The sequence below is a fragment of the Nakamurella sp. genome, assembly GCF_044224575.1.
GTDB lineage: Bacteria > Actinomycetota > Actinomycetes > Mycobacteriales > Nakamurellaceae > Nakamurella.
In genome coordinates this window covers 1-17,234 of the sequence record NZ_JBGAKE010000031.1, presented here as the reverse complement: position 1 = coordinate 17,234, position 17,234 = coordinate 1, and the positions used below count along the sequence as shown (strand labels likewise).

10 protein-coding genes, 1 tRNA gene and 2 pseudogenes are annotated in these 17,234 nt (G+C 71.9%); 3 read left to right on the top strand and 10 right to left on the bottom strand.

Annotated elements, in window-relative coordinates; all coding sequences use genetic code 11:
- Position 1 precedes the first annotated feature (1 nt).
- The 3 genes from ACILSK_RS23430 to ACILSK_RS23420 all read right to left on the bottom strand — a co-directional run bounded on the left by ACILSK_RS23430 (position 2) and on the right by ACILSK_RS23420 (position 4,103).
- The gene (locus ACILSK_RS23430) at positions 2-2,401 is read right to left on the bottom strand and encodes an aerobic carbon-monoxide dehydrogenase large subunit (protein ID WP_395729604.1); all 2,400 of its coding nucleotides are present in this window, start codon (positions 2,399-2,401) and stop codon (positions 2-4) included.
- A 281-nt stretch (positions 2,402-2,682) separates the two neighbouring features.
- Entirely contained in the window at positions 2,683-3,228 is a 546-nt protein-coding gene (locus tag ACILSK_RS23425) for a (2Fe-2S)-binding protein (RefSeq protein ID WP_395729603.1), read from the bottom strand.
- Positions 3,229-3,230: 2 nt separating this feature from the next.
- Positions 3,231-4,103, bottom strand: coding sequence for an FAD binding domain-containing protein (locus ACILSK_RS23420; RefSeq protein ID WP_395729602.1), 873 nt, complete (start codon positions 4,101-4,103; stop codon positions 3,231-3,233).
- A 305-nt stretch (positions 4,104-4,408) separates the two neighbouring features.
- On the opposite strand from ACILSK_RS23420, the gene ACILSK_RS23415 reads away from it, so the two are divergent.
- Complete coding sequence (locus ACILSK_RS23415) at positions 4,409-5,497, top strand: Dyp-type peroxidase (RefSeq protein WP_395729601.1); 1,089 nt, start codon at positions 4,409-4,411, stop codon at positions 5,495-5,497.
- Entirely contained in the window at positions 5,494-6,300 is an 807-nt protein-coding gene (locus ACILSK_RS23410; RefSeq protein ID WP_395729600.1) for a family 1 encapsulin nanocompartment shell protein, read from the top strand. Before ACILSK_RS23415 ends, ACILSK_RS23410 begins: the two co-directional genes overlap by 4 nt.
- A gap of 116 nt (positions 6,301-6,416) precedes the next feature.
- On the opposite strand, the gene selB is transcribed toward ACILSK_RS23410, so the two are convergent.
- From selB to ACILSK_RS23395, 3 genes are all read right to left on the bottom strand, one after another.
- Complete coding sequence (gene selB / locus ACILSK_RS23405) at positions 6,417-8,282, bottom strand: selenocysteine-specific translation elongation factor (RefSeq protein ID WP_395729599.1); 1,866 nt, start codon at positions 8,280-8,282, stop codon at positions 6,417-6,419.
- 15 nt (positions 8,283-8,297) lie between these two features.
- Entirely contained in the window at positions 8,298-9,599 is a 1,302-nt protein-coding gene (selA, locus tag ACILSK_RS23400; RefSeq protein ID WP_395729598.1) for an L-seryl-tRNA(Sec) selenium transferase, read from the bottom strand.
- 31 nt (positions 9,600-9,630) lie between these two features.
- Positions 9,631-9,726, bottom strand: a tRNA-Sec gene (locus ACILSK_RS23395).
- A 125-nt stretch (positions 9,727-9,851) separates the two neighbouring features.
- On the opposite strand from ACILSK_RS23395, the gene selD reads away from it, so the two are divergent.
- Positions 9,852-10,853 (top strand): selenide, water dikinase SelD, encoded by a 1,002-nt coding sequence (selD, locus tag ACILSK_RS23390; protein WP_395729597.1) that lies wholly within the window; start codon positions 9,852-9,854, stop codon positions 10,851-10,853.
- 287 nt (positions 10,854-11,140) lie between these two features.
- Here selD and nrfD read toward each other — a convergent pair whose 3' ends face one another.
- The 4 genes and pseudogenes from nrfD to ACILSK_RS23370 form a co-directional block, all read right to left on the bottom strand.
- Positions 11,141-12,244, bottom strand: coding sequence for an NrfD/PsrC family molybdoenzyme membrane anchor subunit (nrfD, locus tag ACILSK_RS23385; RefSeq protein ID WP_395729596.1), 1,104 nt, complete (start codon positions 12,242-12,244; stop codon positions 11,141-11,143).
- Positions 12,241-13,224 (bottom strand): 4Fe-4S dicluster domain-containing protein, encoded by a 984-nt coding sequence (locus ACILSK_RS23380; protein ID WP_395729635.1) that lies wholly within the window; start codon positions 13,222-13,224, stop codon positions 12,241-12,243. The genes nrfD and ACILSK_RS23380 overlap by 4 nt, the downstream gene beginning before the upstream one ends.
- Positions 13,225-13,441: 217 nt before the next feature.
- A pseudogene (gene fdh / locus ACILSK_RS23375) lies at positions 13,442-16,711 on the bottom strand (formate dehydrogenase); the annotation flags it as partial.
- 61 nt (positions 16,712-16,772) lie between these two features.
- Positions 16,773-17,234, bottom strand: a pseudogene (locus ACILSK_RS23370) (transcriptional regulator); the annotation flags it as partial.

Below are 17,234 nucleotides of genomic sequence, written 5' to 3'. Positions count from 1 at the left end.
CTCACGTGATGGCGAGGTCGGTGCGCACCGGCGTGCCCTGCATCGCCATCCACACGTTCGCCGGGGTCAGTGGCATGTCCGCGTGCCGGACGCCGAACGGCGCGATCGCGTCGAGCACCGAGTTGACCACGGCGGGCGGCGAACCCACGGTCGCCGACTCGCCGACGCCCTTGAGCCCCAGCGGGTGATGGGGTGACGGCGTCACCGTCTCGCCGAGCTCCCAGCTCGGACACTCCAGTGCGGTCGGCAGCAGGTAGTCCATGAACGATCCGCCGACGCAGTTGCCGTCCTCGTCGAACGCGATCAGCTGCATCAGCGCCATGCCGATGCCGTCGGCCAGGCCGCCGTGCACCTGCCCCTCGACGATCATCGGGTTGATCCGCGGGCCGCAGTCGTCGACCGCGATGAACCGGCGCACCTTCACCTGACCGGTCCCGGGATCGACATCGGTGACGCAGATGTACGCCCCGAACGGGTAGGTCAGGTTCGGCGGGTCGTAGACGACGGACGCGTCCAGGTGGCCTTCGACGCCCTCGGGTAGTTCCAGGGTGCCGTGGGACAGCATCGCGATCTCGGCGATCGTCTTGCCCTGATCGGGGTCGCCCTTCACCTGCCAGCGACCGTGCTCCCATTCCAGGTCCTCGACGGACGCCTCCAGCGCGGCGGCCGCAATGATCCGCGCCTTGGTCCGGATGCGTTGCGCGACAATGGCGGCCGCCGCCCCGGACACCGGGGTGGACCGGGACCCGTAGGTGCCCAGGCCGAACGGGGTGTTGTCGGTGTCGCCGTGGATGACCTCGACGTCCTCCGGCGGGATCCCGAGCTCCTGCGCGACGATCTGCGCGTAGGTCGTCTCGTGCCCCTGCCCCTGGCTCTGCACCGACAGCCGGAGCTGCGCGGTGCCGGTCGGATGCACCCGCAGCTCGCAGCCGTCGGCCATGCCCAGCCCGAGGATGTCCATGTGCTTCTTGGGTCCGGCGCCGACCCCCTCGGTGAAGAACGAGATCCCGATGCCCATCAACTCGCCGCGGGCCCGCTTCTGCGCTTGTTCCTTGCGCAGGGCGTCGTAGCCGGCCATCTCCATCGCCAGCCGCAGCGCCCGCGGGTACTCGCCGGAGTCGTACTCCCAGCCGGTCTTGCTCGTGTACGGGAACTGCTCAGGACGCAGCAGGTTCTTCAGGCGGAGCTCGGCCGGGTCCATGTGCAGCTCGGCGGCCAGCAGGTCCACCATCCGCTCGACCAGGTAGACGGCCTCGGTGATCCGGAACGAGCAGGCGTAGGCGACGCCACCCGGCGCCTTGTTCGTGTAAACGCCGGACACCTTGCAGTGCGCGGCCTGCAGGTCGTACGAGCCGGTGAAGATATGGAAGAAGCCGGCCGGGAACTTCGTCGGCTGCGCGGTGCCGTTGAACGCGCCGTGGTCGGCCAGCACGTCCACCCGCAGGCCCTGGATGGTGCCGTCCTTCGTCGCCGCGATGCTCCCCGTCATGTGGTAGTCGCGGGCGAAGCTGGTGGCCATCAGGTTCTCGCTGCGGTCCTCCATCCATTTCACCGGTCGCCCGGTGACGATCGAGCCGACGACGGCCAGCACGTACCCCGGGTAGATGCCGACCTTGTTGCCGAAGCCGCCGCCGATGTCCGGCGAGATGATCCGGATCTTGTGCTCGGGGATGCCGGCGACCAGCGCGTAGATCGTCCGGTGCGCATGCGGGGCCTGGTTCGTCGAATAGACGGTGAGCTTGCCTGTCACCGGGTCCATGTGCGCGACGGTCCCGCAGGTCTCCATCGGCGCGGGATGTACGCGGGGATAAAGCATCTCCTGCGTCACCACCACCTCGGCGGCGGCGAACACCCGGTCGGTCTCGGCCCGGTCGCCGGATTCCCAGTCGAAGATGTGGTTGTCGGTGCGCCCCTCGACGTCGTCGCGGATGACCGGGGCGTCCGGGTCGAGCGCCTTCTTCGCGTCGACGACGACCGGCAGCGGCTCGTAGTCGACCTCGATCAGTTCCAGTGCGTCCCGCGCGATGTACTCGGAGTCGGCGACGACGTAGGCGACCTCCTGGTGCTGGAAGCGCACCTTGTCGGTGGCCAGCACCGCCTGCACGTCGGCCGAGAGAGTCGGCATCCAGGCCAGATTCAACCCGGCGAGGGTCTCACCGGTGATCACCGCGTGCACCCCGGGCAGGGCGGCCGCGGCGCTGGTATCGATCGACCGGATCCGGGCGTGCGCGTACGGCGACCGCAGGATGGCCGACTCCAGCATGCCCGGCATCCGCACGTCGTCGACGTAGTTGCCCTGGCCGCGCAGGAATCTCGCGTCCTCCTTGCGGTGCATCCGGCCGAAGCCGATCGGGTTGCCGGCCGGGCTGGTTCGATTCTGCGGTCGCTCGGTGGTCGTCATGCCGGCATCCCTTCGGAGCACCTCGCGGGCTCGGTCGCTCCGGAAGGAACGCCGGCAGGACCATCTCGAAAGATCGCTCGGCAAGCCTCGCTCATGCCGGCATCCCTTCGGAGCACCTCGCGTGCTCGGTCGCTCCGGAAGGAACGCCGGCAGGACCATCTCGACCGATCGCTCGGCAAGCCTCGCTCATGCCGGCATCCCTTCGGAGCACCTCGCGGGCTCGGTCGCTCCGGAAGGAACGCCGGCAGGACCATCTCGACCGATCGCTCGGCAAGCCTCGCTCATGCCGGCACCTCCTGGCTGGGCTCGCCGACGACGGTGCTGTCGCCGTCGGCGGCCGGGTCGGCGGCGGCGGACCCGGAGGGCTGCGAGGGATGCCCGGCGGCGTGCCGGACGGCCCGGACGATGTTCTCGTACCCGGTGCACCGGCAGATCTGGCCGGAGATGGCCTCCCGGATGGTGGCCTCGTCAGGATCGGGGTTGTGGTTCAACAGGTGTCGGGCGGTCATCATCATGCCGGGGGTGCAGAACCCGCACTGCAGGCCGTGCTCGGCCCGGAATCCCTCCTGGACCGGGTCCAGGGTGCCACCGTCGGCCAGGCCCTCGACGGTGCGCACCCGGTGCCCGTCGGCCATCGCCGTCAGCACGGTGCACGTCTTGACCGGTTCCTCGTCCAGCCAGGCGACGCAGGTGCCGCACTGGGACGTGTCGCAGCCCCAGTGGGTGCCGGTGAGCCCCACCGTGTTCCGCAGGAAGTGCACGAGCAGTTGGCGTCCCTCGACGTCCGAGGTGTGCTCGACGCCGTTGACATTGACCGATACCCGCATCTTCAGATCCTTCCCTGCGCGCGGTCGGCGGCGCGGCGCAGCGCGCGACGGGTGAGTTCGTCGGCCAGGTGTCGCTTGTAGGTGACCGGGCCGCGTTGATCGGGGCTGGGGTTGCTGGCCGCCGCGGCCAGCCGGGCCGCCTCCTCGACCGCAGCCGCGGTGAACGCGCGTCCGCGCAGGTACTCCTCGGCCTCGACCGGGCAGCCGTGCTCGACCCCCAACGCGGCCATCCCGATGCCGACGTCGCGCACGGTGTCGCCGTCCAGCACGAGGTAGGCGCCGACCGCGGCGACCGCCCAGTCGCCGGTCCGGCGCTCCACCTTCTCGTACGCGCTGCCCGCGCCCGGTCGGATCGGAATGCGGACCTCGGTCAGGATCTCGGTATCGGTGAGCACCGTCTGGTACGGCCCGTCGTCCAGCTCGCGGACCGGAACGATGCGAGACCCGTTGGTGGACCGGATGATTGCGGCCGCCCGTAACGCGGACAGGACGGCACTGAGATCCTCGGCCGGGTCGGCCTGGCACAGCGACCCGCCGACGGTGCCCCGGTTGCGGACGATCGGGTCGGCGATGACGCGCTCGGCGTCGTGCAGGATCGCGTAGTGCTCACCGATCACCGGGGAGGCAAGAACCGTCTTGTGCCGGGTCATCGCTCCGATGGCGAGATCGCCCGCATCGATGCGGACGTAATCCAGGTCGGTCAGGTCGTTGATGTCGATGACGCACTCGGGCTGGGCGATGCGCAGCCGCATCATCGGGATGAGGCTGTGCCCGCCGGCGATCACTCGGGCCTCGCCCCCGTACTTCTCCAGCAGGTCGAGCGCTTCCTCGATGCTGTGCGCGCGGGCGTAGTCGACGGGGGCGGGCGTCTGCATGCGCAAGTTCCCTTCGGCGCGGCGGTGGGCCTCGGGTCGCCGGCTGAGCCGGATGCATGCGGCTGCATCGAAGGTTCCGCGCGGCGGTGGACGGACCTCTCGCCAGTCTGCGCCTGTTGATCAACGGTGACAATGGCGGCCACCCGAACGATGTCGCTGCGACGAGGCGAGTCGGACAGAACGGTCGAGAGTGGGCGATCCGACCCCGTACCGAGGGAAATCACGGGTCGTCGTAGCCTGGGTACGCCCCACCCCCGGCGGTGCCGTGCCGGGGTCCGCCCGCCGAGGAAGAGACCAGTTCGACCATGACGCTGCCCACCCAGGCGCAGGCCGTGCTGGCGCCACCGGCACGGGCCGCGATCTTCCTCGTCGTCACGGTGCGCTCCGGGGCCGAGGGCGACGTCCTCGACCTGCTCGCCGACGTCCCGGGCCTGACCCGCTCGGTCGGCTTCCGCGAGCCCGAGCTGCAACTGAGCTGCGTGGTCGGCATCGGCGCCCGGCTGTGGGACCGGCTGTACGACAGTCCCCGGCCGGCGGGGCTGCACCCGCTGCCGGTGTTTGCCGGCACGGAGCACGCCGCCGTGTCGACGCCCGGCGACCTGTTGTTCCACCTGCGGGCCCAGCGTTTCGACCTGTGCTTCGAGCTGGCCAGCCAGCTGATGAACCGGCTGGACGGCCGGGCGGACGTGGCCGACGAGGTGCACGGCTTCCGCTACTTCGACGAACGCGATCTCCTCGGCTTCGTCGACGGCACCGAGAATCCGGCCGGGGCGGCGGCGGCCGCCGCGGTGTTCGTCGGCGACGAGGATCCGGCCTTCGCCGGCTCCAGCTACGTCGTGGTGCAGAAGTACCGGCACGACATGACCGCGTGGAATGCGTTGCCGGTGGAGGAGCAGGAACGGGCGATCGGGCGCAGCAAGCTCTCGGACATCGAGATGCCCGATGCGGTCAAGCCGGCCAACTCCCACGTCGCGCTGAACACGATCGAGGACGAGGACGGCAACCAGCGGCAGATCGTCCGCGACAACCTGCCGTTCGGGTCGGTGGGCAGCAAGGAGTTCGGCACCTACTTCATCGGGTACGCGGCCACTCCCGACGTGATCGAGCAGATGCTGACCAACATGTTCGTCGGCAACCCGCCGGGAACCCACGACCGCATCCTGGACTTCTCCACCGCGGTCACCGGCACCCTGTTCTTCGTGCCGACGCTGGACTTCCTGGACGATCCGTCGGCCCGGCCGGGGGCACCCGCCGCCGAACCGGATCCCCCGGGGGCCCCGCCCGCCACAGAGGCCACCACCACGGAGTCCATCACCACGGAGTCCACCACCACGGAGCCACCACGGGCCGACGGTTCGTTGGGTATCGGAAGTCTGCGAGGGAGCACATCGTGAACAACCTGCATCGGGAACTCGCGCCGATCACCGAGGTCGCCTGGGAGCAGATCGAGGACGAGGCGCGCCGCACCTTCAAACGGTCGATCGCCGGACGGCGGGTGGTCGACCTGGTGGGACCGGCCGGCCCCACACTGGCTGCCGTCGGCACCGGTCACCTGCGTCCGCTTGCTCCGCCGACCGACGGGGTGCAGGTCAGGGAGCGGCTCGTGCAGCCGATCGTCGAGCTGCGGGTGCCGTTCGCGGTCACCCGGGACGCGGTCGACGACGTCGAACGCGGTGCCCAGGATTCGGACTGGCAGCCGGTCAAGGACGCCGCGACCGAGATCGCCCGGGCCGAGGACCGGATGATCTTCCACGGCTGGGCGTCGGCCGGCATCACCGGCATCGGGCCCAGCAGCTCCAACCCGGCGCAGCAGGTGCCGGCCGACCTCGCCGATCTACCGGACGCCGTCGCGCACGCGATGAGCACGCTGCGGTTGGCCGGCGTCGACGGGCCGTACAGCCTGCTGCTGTCGGCGGAGCTGTACACGGCGGTCGCCGAGACCACGGTGCACGGTTACCCGATCCGCGATCACATCGCCCGGTTGATGGGCGAAGGGGAGGCGATCTGGGCACCGGCACTGGACGGCGCCCTCGTGGTGTCCACCCGGGGCGGCGACTACGCGCTGCACCTGGGGCAGGACGTGTCGATCGGGTACCTGTCCCACGACGCCGCCCACATTCAGCTGTACCTGCAAGAATCGCTGACCTTCCTCGCCTACACCGCCGAGGCCAGCGTCCCGCTGACCGCTGCGCCCTGACGTCCCGGCTCGGTCCGAGTCCTGGCCGGCCCGGCCGCTCCGTCGAGGAGCTGCCGGTGGCCGGCGGCGGCGCCGGCCGGCCCGGTCATGATCGGTCGCGGCGACGCTGCCGGCCGTCATCCGTCGTCGGCACGACCATCCTGGGCACGTCCGTCAACCTGGTGATTGGGTCGATCGGCCGCTGACCCCCGCCGGCCCCGGGTCACCTCCCGGTGCCCGGCGTCCAGCCGCCGGGTCCAGCCCCGCGCGTCCAGGTGTTCGAGCAGTGGAATCGCCACCCGCCGGGTCGTGCCCAGGGCCTGCCGCGCGTCGCTGGTGGTGAACGGCTGCGGCAGCCGGGCCAATTCCCGCATGGCCAGGGCGGGCGCCGACGGCAGCAGCACGATCCCGTCGCGCAGCCGCAGCAGCCGGCCGGCCCGTTCGGCCGCGGCCAGCTCACGGCTGCCGAGCTGCCGGGCCGCCAACTCCTCGGCCTCCGGCGCGGCGAACGGGAGCGCGGCCAACCGCTGCTCCACGGCCGCGATTGCCGCCTCGGCCGGCCCGAGGGCGGATCGCCGCCCCGGCCGGCGGATCCGGCCGCCCTCGCACTCCAACCCGGCCGCCCGGACGATGGAATCCAGCAGGGCCGGGTCGGGCAGGGCGAGCAGATCGCCCGCCGCGCCGCGAGTGAGCCCGTCGGCCAACGGATCCCGCTCCTGCAGATCATCGAGCGCGGCCCGCAGCCGGTTCTGCCAGGCCTGCTGGACCGGCGCATGCACCCACCAGCCGTCGACGACCTCGACCCCCTCGGGGACGTCGACGGTGGTGCCGACGAGGCCGAGGAGGCGCAGCTGCCGTTCCGGAACGGCACCTCGACGGGCCACCTCGGCCAGCGGATCGCCCGCCGGGTCCAGGTCGGCGAGCACCGCACGACGACGGGCCGCCGCGCCACGTCGGCGCAACACCGGCGGATCGGCGTCGAGTACCTGGGCGCCGCCGAGGATTCGCCGCGTCCCCGGGTGCCGGAGCACCAGCCGATCGCCCACCACCAGGGGCAGGGCCCGGTGCAGGGTCAGCCGGCCGTGGTCGTCGTCGAACGGCCGCAACCGCGCCGGCACCGCGGCGGTGCCCACGTGCAGGGTGACGTGCTCGGGCGCCTCCGGCAGACCCGGGCCGGTGACGCGGCGCACGTCGAGCAGCCCGGTGGTCGGCCAGGCTCCCGGGGTCACCACGGCGTCGCCGCGCCGGACCTGACGAGCCGCGACTCCCCGGAGATTGAGCGCGACCCGGTCGACGGGCTCGAGCGACTCGTGCGTCCGTCCACGGCTCTGCAACGAGCGCACCGTGACCGGACAGGTCTGGTCGCCCAGGACCGTCAGGTGGTCGCCGCGGGTGATCCGGCCGGCGGCCAGGGTCCCGGTGACCACCGTCCCGGCCCCGGTGACGCTGAACGAGCGGTCCACCCAGAGCCGCAGCCGGGCCGCCGGGTCCGGCGGCGGAAGGCCGGCGAGGACGTCGTCGAGCAGATCACGCAGCGCCGGGAGTCCGCGGCCGTCAACCGCCGACACGACGACCGCCGGCGCGTCGCGCAGGCCGGTGCCGGCGAGTTCGATCCGAGCCTGGGCCAACGCCGCCGCCCCGCCGTCGGCCACCCGGTCGGCCCGGCTGATCACGATCACCCCCTGGTCGATGCCGAGCGCGGCCACGGCGTCCCGATGGTCGCTCGACTGCGCCCGCCAGCCCTCGTCGGCGGCGACGACGAAGCAGACGACCGGCGCCGGGCCGAGGCCGGCCAGCATGTTGCCGAGAAACCTTTCGTGCCCAGGCACGTCGACGAACGCCACCTCCTGGCCGGATGGCAGCGTGGTCCAGGCGAAGCCGAGGTCGATGGTCAGCCCGCGCCGCCGCTCCTCGGCCCAGCGATCGGGCTCCATCCCGGTGAGTGCCCGGACCAGGGTGCTCTTGCCGTGGTCGACGTGTCCGGCGGTCGCCACCACGTGCACCGGGTCGGGCACTCCTCAGGCCCCCAGCGCCGCGCGGACCGCGGCGAGCAGCGCGTCGTCGTCGGCCTCGGGGATGCACCGCAGGTCGATCAGGCAGCCGCCCTCGTGCACCCGGGGCAGGACCGCCGGCCGGCCGGCCCGCAGCCGGGGCGCAACGGATTCGGGCAGTCGGACGGCCCAGCCGGGCAGCGGCACGCCGGGGGCACCGCCCCCGCCGACCCGACCGGCATGCGGAAGCACCGGTGCGCCAACGGCGTCGGCAAGGTTCTCGGCCCGCTCGCGGAGCCGGTCGGGGTCCGCGTGCAGGGCCGCGGTGACGGGTGCCGGACCTCCGGCCACGGTGGCCTCCAGGGCGGCCAGGGTGAGCTTGTCGGCGCGGACCGCCCGGGCCAGCGGATGCCGGGCCATCCGGTCGACGACGTCCGCCCGGCCGAGGATCACCCCGGCCTGGGGACCGCCGAGCAGCTTGTCGCCGCTGGCCGTCACCACGTCTGCGCCGGCGGACAGCGCCGTGCTCGCGGACGGCTCGTCGGGCAGCAGCGGGTCGTCCGCGAGCAGGCCGCTGCCGATGTCGACGAGGACGGGGATCTGCTTCTCGTCGGCCGCCCCGCGCAACTCGGCGACGCCCACCGCGGAGGTGAACCCCTCGACCCGGAAGTTGCTCGGGTGCACCTTGAGCAGGCACCCGGTGTCCGGTCCGATGGCCTCGACGTAGTCACGCAGGTGGGTGCGGTTGGTCGTGCCGACCTCGCGGATGCGGGCGCCGGTGGACGCGATGAGGTCGGGCAGCCGGAAGCCGGCGCCGATCTCGATCAGCTCGCCGCGGCTGACCACCACCTCCCGGCCGCCGGCCAGGGCGGTGGTGGCCAGCACCAGGGCGGCGGCGCCGTTGTTGACGACCAACGCGTCCTCGGCGGCCGGGCAGGCGGCGAGCAGCGCCGCGCGGGCGGCGGCTCCGCGTCGCGACCGGGTCCCGGTGCGCAGATCGAGTTCGACGTCGATGTATCCGGCCGCGGCGATCAATGCCTCGACCGCCGCGGCGGACAGGGGGGCTCGGCCCAGATTGGTGTGCACGACGACGCCGGTGGCGTTGAGCACCGGCGTCATGCTCGTCGGGGCCCGCCGTTCGAGGGCGGCGAGCAGGGCGGACTCGACCTGGTCGGGCCGGATCGCGCCGCGCCGCGCCCGTTCCTGCACCTCGCGCGCCAGCCCGCGGATCACCCCGTCGCCGAGCCGGCCACGGGCCGCCCGGGCGGCGGGCAGCGCCAGCAGGCGGTCCGTCCGAGGGATGAGCCGGCGCGGGTCGGTCTGGGTCACGCCCTGCATTGTGCTGGTCCAGGGGTCCCGGTGGCGGAGGCGGACGGGAATCGAACCCGCCAGGCCGAGATGCTCGACCTCACCGGTGTTGAAGACCGAGGGGACCACCAGGAACCCAGACGCCTCCGCGTGGACCAGCCCGGTCACCGTACCGGGCGGCGACGCGACGACCGGTGCGTGGGAACCGACGGCTCCCACCGGCCGGTGCGGCGGCCGGGAACGCCGCGGTTCGGCGCGTTCTACCCTCGCACGGTGAGCCCCACCGCAACGACGCCCGACACCCGCCGGTTGACCAGCTACGCCCACGGCGGCGGCTGCGCGTGCAAGATCCCGCCGGGCGAGCTGGAGGATGCGGTCCGCGGGCTGGTCGGGCAGGCCGGGGACGACGTGCTGGTCGGCCTGGACAGCGGTGACGACGCCGCCGTCGTCCGGCTCCGCGACGACCTGGCCGTCATCTCCACCGCCGACTTCTTCACCCCGGTCGTCGACGATGCCTACGACTGGGGCCGGATCGCCGCGGCCAACGCGCTGTCGGACGTGTACGCGATGGGCGGTACCCCGGTCGTCGCGATCAACCTGGTCGGCTGGCCCCGCGGCGTGCTGCCGATGGAGCTGATGACCGAGGTGCTCCGCGGGGGCGTCGCGGTGGCCGGGGAGGTCGGCTGCCCGGTGATCGGCGGCCACACCATCGACGACCCGGAACCCAAGTACGGCATGGCGGTCACCGGGGTGATCGACCCGAAAGACCTGCTGCGCAACGACTCCGCGGCCGCCGGGATGCCGTTGACGCTGACCAAACCGCTCGGCCTCGGGCTGTTGAACAACCGGCACAAGCAGACCGGCGAGGTCTTCCCGGAAGCGATCGAGACGATGACCCGGCTCAACCGGGCGGCGTCCGCGGCGGCCGTCACGGCTGGGCTGCGGGCGGCCACCGACGTCACCGGATTCGGCCTGCTCGGGCACCTGCACAAGATGCTCCGGGCGTCCGGGGTGGGTGCCGTGATCGACCGCAGCGCCGTGCCGGTTCTCGACGCCGCCCGGGTGGCGCTGCGGGACGGCTTCATCCCGGGCGGATCCCGCCGCAACCTCGACTGGGTGCGGCCGCACCTGACCGCAGCTTCCGACGTCACCGAGGACGACCTGATCGTCCTGGCCGACGCGCAGACCTCCGGCGGGCTGCTCGTGGTCGGCGAACTGCCCGGGTACCCGGTCATCGGGTACACGGTGCCCGGCACCGGCATCGAGGTGCGCTGACCTTCCGGTCGCTGCGCACCGGAACGCCGCGGCCCAGGCGTCAGCGCGAGCGAGTGGCGCGCAGCCGGTCTACTTGCGCCGGTGGCGCGCCACTCGCGGCGGCCCGGCCATGCGAGGGAAGGTCATCGCCCGCCGGCGTCGGCCGGCCCCCATTCACCGGAGCCTCCACCGTCGCCCGAAGGCACCCGCCGGCCCGGTTCGCGCGGACGAAGTCGCCGTCACCCGTCACACCAGTCACATCTGAGGTGAGTTGATCCGCGCCGGCGTAGTTGATCCGCGCGGAAACGTCAGCCGGCGGTGGTGATGGAGTCATCGGTGACGCCGGCGGCCCGACGGGCGGCGAGGCGGCGCTTCTGCGGTTCGATCGTGTACTTGGGGTCCTTGGCCGAATGGATGCCGGCCTCGAAGATGCCGAACCGGGTCAGCGCCGACGCCGCCAGCAACGTCACCCCGGAAGCGACCGCCACGGCCCGGTGACGGCCGGCCAGCAGGGCGCCGAGACCGCCGGCTACGGTGAGGATCTCGCTCGCTTTCAGCATCCGTCCGGCCGGTCCGTGGTGCAATGTCTCGGCGATGGTCGGGTCCATGTTGCGGTGCAGCGCCTTGGTCGCGACCGTCTCCACCGCGGCCCCGAGCATGGCGAGGGTCCGGGCCGGCCCGGCCTCGGCCACCGGCGTGGTGATCATCGCCAGCCCACCGGAGGCCAGCGTCGCGGAACTGACGAACACGAACGGCAGCTCGTCCTTGGCGGCGTTCCACATCGGGTTGGCGGTGTCGGCCAGCAGTACCGCGGTGTAGGCGGCCAACGGCGGCCCGAACGCGGCCGCCCACAGGCCGGCTCCGACGTCGACGGCGGGAATCAGCCGGCGCAGCGGGCCGAGCGGGAACCGGGACCCGGTCAGCCGGTCCACCTCGATCGCCGCGGTGACCCCGGCGCCCGCGCTGTACAGCGCCAGAATCCATGAACCGATGCTCATCGGCGAGGTCACCTTGACGGTGCGCAGCATGTTCAGGAAGCGCTCCGGCCGGCCGAGATCCTTGACCAGCGCGACGCTGCCGAGGCCGATCGCGGCGATCGCGCCGAGCCGGGCGTTGCGGCGCAGCACCGGTCGCCGGGTGAACTGGGCGCCGGCGGCGATCAGTCCCGATCCACCGGCCACCCCGCCGAGGAACAGGTACGCCGGGATCTCGTGCCCCCACGGCGGCGGCTTGACCACGTTGCGGCCGTAGTAGGAGCTGAACTGGGCGTCCGGCACCATCGGCATCTCGCGGGATCCGTCGGCGCCACCCGGCCGGCCCCCGGTCCCCTGGCCGCCGGCGCCCCCCTTGCGGCGTCGGCGCCGGCCACCTGGAGCGGGCGGCCGGAAGCTGTCGAAGTCCGAGGTCGTCATCGCCGCCGGCCGAAGACGAACGAGCCGATGACGGCGGCGATCATCCCGATCCCGGCGACCCCGGCCCGGTTGAACATCCGGGGCAGGTCGGCGGTCGGCACCCGCGGGTCCGGCGGCAGCCCGTAGACCTCGGGCTCGTCGAGGAGCAGGAACACCGATCCGGTGCCGCCGACGCCGTCGTTGGAATTGGCGCCGTACAGCCGGGCCTCGGTCATGCCCTGCTCGTGCAGATCGGCGACCCGCTGCTTGGCCTGGGCCACCAACTCGTAGTGGTCGCCGTACTTGATCGAGGTGGTCGGGCACGTCTGCGCGCAGGCCGGCGTCTGGCCGTCCTTGATCCGGTCGTAGCACAGCGTGCACTTCTGGGCGACGCCCTCGTTGCGCACATCGGGCGAGTCCGATCGGGCCCCGGTGGCGAAGGTGCCGTCGGATCGCCGCTCGATGACGCCGAACGGGCAGCCGGCCACGCAGGTGCCGCAGCCGTTGCACACGTCGTCCTGCACGACCACGGTGCCGAACTCCGTGCGGAACAGCGCCCCGGTCGGGCAGACGTCCAGACAACCGGCGTGCGTGCAGTGTTTGCAGACGTCCGACGACATCAGCCAGCGGAACTCGTCGGTGTCCGGGGGAGCGGTGTCCACCGGTGCCGGGGTGGACGAGGACCGCACGCCGGGCATGCCCAACCCGACCAGCGCCCGGCCGGACTCCCGGGCCTGCTCGATCCGGTCGCCGGTCTGCTCGATGAACGCGACGTGCCGCCAGGTGCTCGCGCCGAGCGAACCGGTGTTGTCGTAGGACGACCCGAGGATCTGCAGGTCACCGTCCCGCGGGTTGTGGTTCCACTCCTTGCACGCCACCTCGCAGGCCTTGCAGCCGATGCAGATCGAGGTGTCGGTGAAGAACCCGGTGCGCCGCTCCCGGTCCACCGACCAGCGGGCGGCGAACGCCGGATCGGCCGGCCCCGACAGCTGATGGGCCAGGTGCACGGCCTCGTCATGAATCGTGGGCGGCGGAGCCGTCGCGCCGCGCTTACGTGCCATCGTTGCCCCCTCGCCCGGCCGGTGGCCGGGCCTCGCTCGCACCCTCGGGTGCGCCGACATCCGATCCGCGCGGATGAAGTGATGTGCTCGCGTCACTCCCGTCCCACGATCGGTCAGTTGATCCGCGCCGGCCTTGTTGATCCGCGCGGGGAGGGGAAGCGGGGTGGGTCACCCGGACATTGTCAGTCTGCACCGTCGTTCCGGACCGGGACTGGTATTCGGCGACCAACCGCAGCAGCGCCTCGCCCTGCGGCCGCCGGCCCGGCCGGATGTCGCACGAGCCGGCCTTGGACTCCTGGATCTGCACGTTCGGATCCAGGGCGATACCGAGCAGGTCGTTGGCCGCGTCGCCGCTGACCACCGCGTCCCCGCCGACCCCCCAGTGGTAGGGCAGGCCGATCTGGTGCACGGTGTGCCCGCCGACGACCAGTGGGGTCATCCGTTCGGTAACCAGCACCCGGGCCTCGATCGCGGTCCGCGGGGAAACGATCGTCGCCCAGCCGTAGTTCTCCAGGCCCTTCTCGGCGGCCAGCTCGGGGGAGACCTCGCAGAACATCTCCGGCTGCAGCTCCGCGAGATAGGGCAGCCACCGGCTCATCCCGCCCGCCGTGTGGTGCTCGGTCAACCGGTAGGTGGTGAACACGTACGGGTACACGCCGGCGCCCGGCTCGCCGGCACTCGGCGAGAACAGGTTGTCCTTGCCGGGCATCAGGATCCGCGACGGGCTCTGCTGCTGGGGGTACAGCGCGTTGGCGATCGGCGATTCCTGCGGCTCGTAGTGGGTCGGCAGCGGGCCGTCCAGCATGCCCTTGGGTGCGAACAGCCAGCCCTTGCCGTCGGCCTGCATGATGAACGGATCGTCCCCGGCCAGCGCCGCGGCGCCGCCCAGGTCGGGGTCGGGCCGGCTGCCCGGGGCCCGGTCGGCGACGAAGTCGGGCACGTCGTCCCCGACCCAGCGGCCCTGCTCCGCGTCCCACCAGACGAGCTTCTTGCGCTCGCTCCACGGCTTGCCCTCCGGGTCGGCCGAGGCCCGGTTGTACAGGATCCGCCGGTCGGCCGGCCACGCCCAGCCCCACTCCTGCTGGCTGACCCCGCCGCCGCCGCGGTACGTCCGCCGGGCCGCCTTGTTCACGCCGTCGACCCAGACCCCGGTGTAGATCCAGCAGCCGCCGACCGTCGACCCGTCGGCGCGCATCTGCAGGTACGAGGTGAGTGACTTCCCGGCGTCCGGGCCGGTCAGGTGATAGCCGTTGATCTCCCGCAGCACCGACTCGGGGTCGATCTCGCCGTGCTCGTCGAGCGCGTAGTCCCAGGTCAGGTCGAGCAGCGGGCGGTCCCGCGGGTCGGTGGACCCGGCCAGCTTGGCCCGGATCCGCCGGCCCAGTTCGTAGAAGAACTCGAGCTCCGGCTGCGCCTGACCGGGTGGGTCGACCGCCTTCTCCCGCCATTGCACCAACCGCTGCGTCTGGGTGAACGTCCCGGCCTTCTCCACGTGGGTGGCCGCCGGCAGGAAGAACACCTCGGTGCCGATGTCCTCGGTCTTCAGTTCGCCGGAGGCGATCTCCGGGCCGTCCTTCCACCACGTCGCCGACTCGATGAGGTTGAGATCCCGGACCACCAGCCACTTGAGCCGGGCCATGCCCAGCCGCTGCATCCGGCCGTTGGCCGAACCGACGGCCGGGTTCTGGCCGAGGACGAAGTAGCCGTCGACCTTGTCCTCGAGCATGTCGTGCACGGTCTGGTACGTGCCGTGCGGTCCGGTGAGTTTGGGCAGGTAGTCGTAGGCCCAGTTATTCTCGGCCGTCGCCGCGTCGCCCCACCACGCCTTGAGGAGGCTGACGACGTAGGTGTCGGCGGCCGCCCAGTAGCCCTTCTGCTGCTTGGACGAGATCGCGTCCAGGTACTGCTCGTACGAGTCGTGCTTGCCGGCCATCGGCATCGGCAGGTACCCGGGCAGCAGGTTGAACAACGTCGGGATGTCGGTCGACCCCTGGATGCTGGCGTGCCCGCGCAGCGCCATGATGCCGCCGCCGGGCCGACCCATGTTGCCCAGCAACAACTGCAGGATCGCCGACGTGCGGATGAACTGGGCCCCCAACGTGTGCTGGGTCCAGCCGACCGCGTAGGCGAAGCAGGTGGTGCGGTCGCGGCCGGAGTTCGCCGTGATCGAGTCGGCCAGGTACCGGAAGTCGGCCGGGTTGATGCCGCAGACCTCCTGCACCATCGCCGGTGTGTACCGGGCGTAGTGCCGCTTGAGGATCTGGAAGACGCACCGCGGGTGCTGCAGGGTCTCGTCCCGCACCACCTTGGCGTGCGGCAGGCTCGGCCCGCCGCTGCCGTGCTCGTCGCCGGCGGCGCGATCCGACGCGGTGGCACTGTGCTCGTCGTCCGCCGCGGCCGTGTGGGCGTCATCGGCGGTCTCGTACGCCCAGGACGACAGGTCGTACGAGCCGGTCTCCGGGTCGAACCCGGAGAACAACCCGCCGAGATCCTCGGCGTCCCGGTAGTCCTCGTTGATGATTGTCGCCGCGTTGGTGTACGGCACGACGTACTCGTGGAACCACAGGTCGTTGTCCAGGACGTGCTTGATCAACGCACCCAGCAGCACCACGTCGGAGCCGGCCCGGATCGGGATGTGCTTGTGCGCGATCGCGCTCGTCCGGGTGAAGCGGGGGTCGACGTGGATGATCCGGGCCCCGCGCGCCTTGGCCTCGGACACCCACTGGAAACCCACCGGGTGGCACTCGGCCATGTTCGAGCCCTGGATCACGATGCAGTCGGCATTGGCCATGTCCTGCAACGATTGCGTCGCGCCGCCGCGTCCGAACGAGGCCCCCAGACTGGGAACCGTGGCGGAGTGTCAAATACGGGCCTGGTTCTCGACCTGGATCGCCCCGGCCGCGGTGAACAGCTTCTTGATCAGGTAGTTCTCTTCGTTGTCCAGGGTGGCGCCGCCGAGCGAGGCGATGCCCATCGTGCGGCGGACGGCTCGGCCCTGCTCGTCGGTGTCCTGCCAGCCGTTGCGCCGGGCCTCCAGGAACCGGTCGGCCACCATGTCGATGGCCTGGTCCAGCTCCAGCGTCTCCCACTCGGTGCCGTGCGGCCGCCGGTACAGGATGGTGGTCTGCCGGCCCGGGTTGTTGACCAGCTGCTCGCTGGCGGACCCCTTGGGACAGAGCCGCCCGCGGGAGATCGGCGAGTCCGGGTCACCCTCGATCTGGATGACCTTCTCGTCTTTGACGAACACCTTCTGCCCGCAGCCGACCGCGCAGTACGGGCACACGCTGCGCGCGACCCGGTCCGCCGTGGTGGTGCGGGCCGTCATGTCCCGGGTGCGCTGCGACATGACCGCCGGGCCACGGCCGAAGACGTCGCCGGAGCGGAACTGCCGGATGACCGGCCAGTCCAGCATGCTCAGGCGTCCCATACCCGTCACGGTAACCCACCTGTGGGCGGCCGGCCGGGGGCGTTCCCGCCGGGTGGAAGTCCTACCGGATGCGCTGCGCACCGATCACCGAGAGCAGTTGCAGCCGCTCGTAGCTGACGCTGCCCGGCTCGGCGGTGTAGACGAGCAGCAGGTGGGACTGGTCCGGGTCCAGCAGGGACTGGCAGTTCAGGTCCAGCCGGCCGACCTCGGGGTGGACGAAGCGTTTGACGGCGTCCGGACGAACGCCGACCTCGTGCCGATCCCACAGGCTCCGGAACTCCGCGCTCCGCGCGAGCAACAGATCGGCGTAGCGCGCGGCGCGGGAGCCCGGCCCGCGCAGCGTGAGGATCTCGCGGAGGCCCGAGGCGAAGAGCCGGGACAGGCGCTCGTGGTCCTCCGGCGCGTACCGCTCCCGAGCCGTCGGGTCGGCGAACCAGCGGTAGCCCAGGCTCCGGTCCGGGCCCGTGTACCGGGTGGCGTCGCCCGTCAACGCGACACCGAGCGGGCTCTGCCGCAGCGTCTC